Below are 2264 nucleotides of genomic sequence, written 5' to 3'. Positions count from 1 at the left end.
CGCGGCCATCGCGGCCGAGCTGCGCCGCCAGCAGTCGACGCTGGAGATGATCGCCAGCGAGAACTTCGCCCCGGTCGCGGTGATGCAGGCGCAGGGCTCGGTGCTCACCAACAAGTACGCCGAGGGCTATCCGGGGCGGCGGTACTACGGCGGCTGCGAGCACGTCGACGTGACCGAGCAGCTGGCGATCGACCGGCTGACGGCGCTGTTCGGCGCCGAGTACGCCAACGTGCAGCCGCACTCGGGTGCGCAGGCCAACGCCGCGGCGATGTCGGCCCTGCTGCAGCCGGGCGACACCATCCTCGGCCTCGACCTCGCCCACGGCGGCCACCTGACCCACGGCATGAGGCTGAACTTCTCCGGCAAGCTCTACGACGTCGCCGCCTACCACGTCGACCGGCACAGCCACCGGGTCGACATGGCCGAGGTCGAGCGCCTGGCGCACGAGCGGCGGCCCAAGCTGATCGTGGCCGGCTGGTCGGCCTACCCGCGGCAGCTGGACTTCGCGGAGTTCCGGCGGATCGCCGACGAGGTCGGCGCCTACCTGATGGTGGACATGGCGCACTTCGCCGGGCTGGTCGCCGCCGGGCTGCACCCCTCGCCGGTGCCGCACGCGCACGTGGTCACCTCGACCACGCACAAGACCCTCGGCGGCCCCCGCGGCGGGGTCATCCTGGCCACCGCCGACCTGGCCAAGAAGTTCAACTCCTCGGTGTTCCCCGGTCAGCAGGGCGGGCCGCTGGAGCACGTCATCGCGGCCAAGGCGGTGGCGTTCAAGCTGGCCGGCGAGCCGGAGTTCCGGGAGCGGCAGGAGCGCACGCTGGCCGGCGCCCGCCTCCTCGCCGACCGGCTGCTGGCGGCCGACTCCCGCGCGGCCGGCGTCAACGTCGTGAGCGGCGGCACCGACGTCCACCTGGTGCTGGTGGACCTGCGCGAGTCCGAGCTGGACGGCCGGCAGGCCGAGGACCGGCTGCACTCGATCGGCATCACCGTCAACCGCAACGCGGTGCCCTTCGACCCGCGCCCGCCGATGGTGAGCTCCGGGGTGCGCATCGGCACCCCGGCGCTGGCCGCCCGGGGCTTCGACCTGGACGACTTCGCCGAGGTGGCCGACGTGATCGCCGCCGCGTTGCGGCCCTCGGTGGGCGAGGGACAGCTCGCCGAGCTGCGCGGCCGGGTCACCCGGCTGGCCGACCGTCACCCGCTCTACCCCGACCTGACGGAGGCCGGCCGATGAACCCCCGCACCCCCGGCGCGGACCTGCCCGAGCACCCCGACTTCCTCTGGCGGGACCCCGAGCCGAAGCGCTCCTACGACGTGGTGATCGTGGGCGGCGGCGGGCACGGCCTGGCCACCGCGCACTACCTGGCCAAGAACCACGGCATCACCAACGTGGCGGTGCTGGAGAAGGGCTGGCTCGCGGGCGGCAACATGGCCCGCAACACCACGATCATCCGGTCCAACTACCTGTGGGACGAGAGCTCGGCCATCTACGAGCACGCCCTCAAGCTGTGGGAGGGGCTCGAGGAGGACCTGGACTACCCGATCCTGTTCAGCCAGCGCGGCGTGCTCAACCTCGCGCACACGCTGCAGGACGTCCGGGACAGCGTGCGCCGGGTGGAGGCCAACAAGCTCAACGGCGTCGACGCCGAGTGGGTCGAGCCCGACGAGGTCCGCAAGATCTGCCCGATCGTCAACACCTCGACCGACATCCGCTACCCGGTGCTGGGCGCGACCTACCAGCCGCGCGCGGGCATCGCCAAGCACGACTACGTGGCCTGGGGCTTCGCCCGCCGCGCGGACGAGGCCGGGATCGACCTGATCCAGGACTGCGAGGTCACCGGGTTCAGCACCGAGGGCAACCGGGTCACCGGGGTGCGGACCACCCGCGGGGACATCGCCGCGGGCACCGTGGCGCTGTGCGCGGCGGGGCACACCACGACGCTCACCGACATGCTCGGCTTCCGCGTGCCGGTGCAGAGCCACCCGCTGCAGGCGCTGGTCTCCGAGCTGCTCGAGCCGGTGCACCCCACGGTGGTCATGTCCAACGCGGTGCACGTGTACGTCTCCCAGGCGCACAAGGGCGAACTGGTCATGGGCGCCGGGGTCGACTCCTACAACGGCTACGGCCAGCGCGGCGCGTTCCACATCATCGAGCGCCAGATGGCCGCCGCGGTGGAGCTGTTCCCCGTCTTCGCCCGGGCGCACCTGCTGCGCACCTGGGCCGGCATCGTCGACACCAGCCCCGACGCCTCGCCCATCGT

General features: G+C 72.4%; 2 protein-coding genes. Both read left to right on the top strand.

Annotated elements, in window-relative coordinates:
- The first annotated feature begins 7 nt into the window (after positions 1-7).
- Positions 8-1237 (top strand): serine hydroxymethyltransferase, encoded by a 1230-nt coding sequence (glyA, locus tag ACI78Z_RS24895; RefSeq protein ID WP_457039216.1) that lies wholly within the window; start codon positions 8-10, stop codon positions 1235-1237.
- Positions 1234-2264, top strand: a 1031-nt coding sequence (locus ACI78Z_RS24890) for an FAD-dependent oxidoreductase (RefSeq protein ID WP_457039215.1), incomplete at its 3' end; no start/stop codon positions are given. The genes glyA and ACI78Z_RS24890, both read left to right, overlap by 4 nt.

The sequence above is a fragment of the Geodermatophilus sp. SYSU D01176 genome (assembly GCF_054050015.1).
The sequence above is the reverse complement of the archived record's forward strand: the minus strand, read 5'-3'. Positions and strand labels throughout refer to the sequence as shown.